The sequence below is a fragment of the Pseudomonas sp. PS01297 genome (assembly GCF_029959305.1).
Lineage (GTDB): Bacteria > Pseudomonadota > Gammaproteobacteria > Pseudomonadales > Pseudomonadaceae > Aquipseudomonas > Aquipseudomonas helleri.
The window spans coordinates 1-2220 of record NZ_JASCPQ010000200.1; the positions used below are offsets into that span (position 1 = coordinate 1).

The window sequence follows — 2220 nt, forward strand, 5'->3', positions numbered from 1 at the left end:
TGACCCTCTGTAGGAGCGAGCTTGTCTCGCGATCTTTTGATCGTTTAAAAGATCGCGAGACAAGCTCGCTCCTACAGGGCGGGTTTCGCAGAACCGTGACCAATTTTTGTTTGGGGGTGTCAGAATCGTTACCCGAATGATCTTGGACAACCAACAAAAGGCCAGCCATGCCATTTGAAAAAAGCCTGAAAGCCACCCTGCTCGTGCTCCTTGCTGCCTCGCTAGGGGCCTGCCTGCCTTGGCCGCGCGAGCGCTCTGCTTACGCCGACCTGTGCCAGTCCGAGTATCAATTCAAAGTGCCGGGAGCGGACGGCAAGAAAACCATCATCCTCGAAACCTATTTATACGATCACACCGCGCAGTATTCAGATCGCCCGTTTGAGCAAGGTGTGTCCAAGACCTTCCCGGGTGAAACCTGGTCACGCAGACAGTTTTACATCCAACTGATCGCCTACAACAAAGGCCGCATACGCCCGACGCGTTCAAGCAGTGGCGAGGCGCCCATCCCGATTCTCTACGACAGCCGCCAGGCCTACATCACCTTTGAAGACGGCTCGCAGTTGAAAGCCCTGCCCGACGTGTACCTGGGTGACAAAGAGACCTACGACTACCCGCTGTATTACGAGAAATATGCGCGAACTTCGCCGTATGACATCAACAGCGATGAAGTGCACAGCCGTGTTCCGCGAATCACCAACAACAGCAGCTACGGCTCGGTCTATCTGATTTTCCCTACCGAAAAATTTGATGCCGATTCGAAATGGACGATCAACCTCGGCTCGATGGAGGTCGGCGGGCAAAAAGTCGATTTGCCGCCGATGAAAACCTGCTATCAGCCGGTGAAAAAATGGATCGGCATTGAACCGCTGATGCGCCCGTAAACGCCCCCCTCTGTAAAGAAAAAGCCCCGTCGAGCATTGCCCGGCGGGGCTTTTTAACTTATCGCCCCCAGCACGCGGCCATCCAGCCGCCCATGGGGTGCAACCGCTCAGACACGGCGGCGTATTTGGGGTTGAGCAACGTCGCCATGGCATACAGGCCAGTCGCCGACTGCGGGTTCCACAGGCCTGAGAACCCGCTCTCCCCCGCCTCGCGACGCTGGTCATCGAACTTGACGTGGGAGTGCACGAATTCTTCGTGAGTCTTGTCACCCTTGGCGTAAGGCGCGAGCCAGTCCAGCGCGTTCTCCAGGCTGGCGTCTGAGGCGCCTTTGAACACCAGCCAGTTTTGCCCGCGCAGACGCGCTGCCACGGCGGCCCGGGTCAGCGGCTCCAGGTCGTAGACCACATAGTGCAGGGCATCACGCTGCTCGACATCCACCGTTGAACCGCCCGGCCGCAGATTGCGCCCCAGTTGTTCAATAAACTGCGCCCGTGCCCGCGCAAACATGGCTGGATCCTCCAGCGCCACCGCTGACAGCGTCGCAAGCTTCACGCGGTGCGAGTTCCAGTTATTGATCCAGCGGCCATCACCCGGCTTGAAATTGTGCTCCATCTCATTGAGATACCCCTCACCCAACTCGCGGACAAAGCGCTGCGCCACAGCGCGTATTGGCGGCGCCAAATCGTCGCGGGTCATGGCATAGGCATCGATGTACGCGTCCAGCCCGGTTTCATCTACCGGATTAAAGCTGGGCTTGTAGCGCGTGCCCCAATCGTTGAGCAGCCGCGACAGTGCGGCCAGATCACCGGGTTGATGCTGCTTTTGCCACAGCAGCGCCAAGTCGCGCATCAGCGGCCAGTCCTTCTTGGCCTCAAGGCTTTGATCACGAATGCCCTGATGCGGCAGCGTCCCTTCGGTGTGCACCCGCTCAATGGCCCGCGATTGCGGCAATAACTGTTTATTGACCTCATTGCGTAACTGCCCCAGCGGCCCCGGGTCGGTGTTCGTGCACCACGACGCCGCCATGGTCGGGGCGCTCACCACAATGCTGAGCGCTAAAAAGAGCGAGTTGAGAATCGGCCGTTTGGTCATCGAAGGTCCTGGAAAAAGGCGTCTGGTCAGTCGGAAATTAGCCGTCTGTGGCGGGTTGGGACTCCTTGTTGAGAACTGTAGGTGACGGAAATTGAACGGCGGCTTACGGGGAATGGGATTTCATGCGGGAGCGCGGTTAAGGGTCGCTGCGCAACCCATCGCAGCCTCGTACCTCGTCAGCGGCTACAGGTTTTGGCGTACACGCCCCCCCCCCGTAGCAGTTGCCGAGTTTGACGAGGCTACGTC

2 protein-coding genes are annotated in these 2220 nt (G+C 58.6%); one reads left to right on the top strand and one right to left on the bottom strand.

The window, feature by feature from the left end; all coding sequences use genetic code 11:
• The first annotated feature begins 167 nt into the window (after positions 1–167).
• Positions 168–881, top strand: coding sequence for a hypothetical protein (locus QMX84_RS26240; protein WP_282365145.1), 714 nt, complete (start codon positions 168–170; stop codon positions 879–881).
• Between the two features lie 58 nt (positions 882–939).
• Here the strand turns inward: QMX84_RS26240 and QMX84_RS26245 are convergent, their stop codons facing one another.
• Positions 940–1974 carry an alginate lyase family protein gene (locus tag QMX84_RS26245; RefSeq protein WP_282365146.1) on the bottom strand — a complete coding sequence of 345 codons (1035 nt, stop codon included), beginning with the start codon at positions 1972–1974 and terminating at the stop codon, positions 940–942.
• Between the last annotated feature and the right edge of the window lie 246 nt (positions 1975–2220).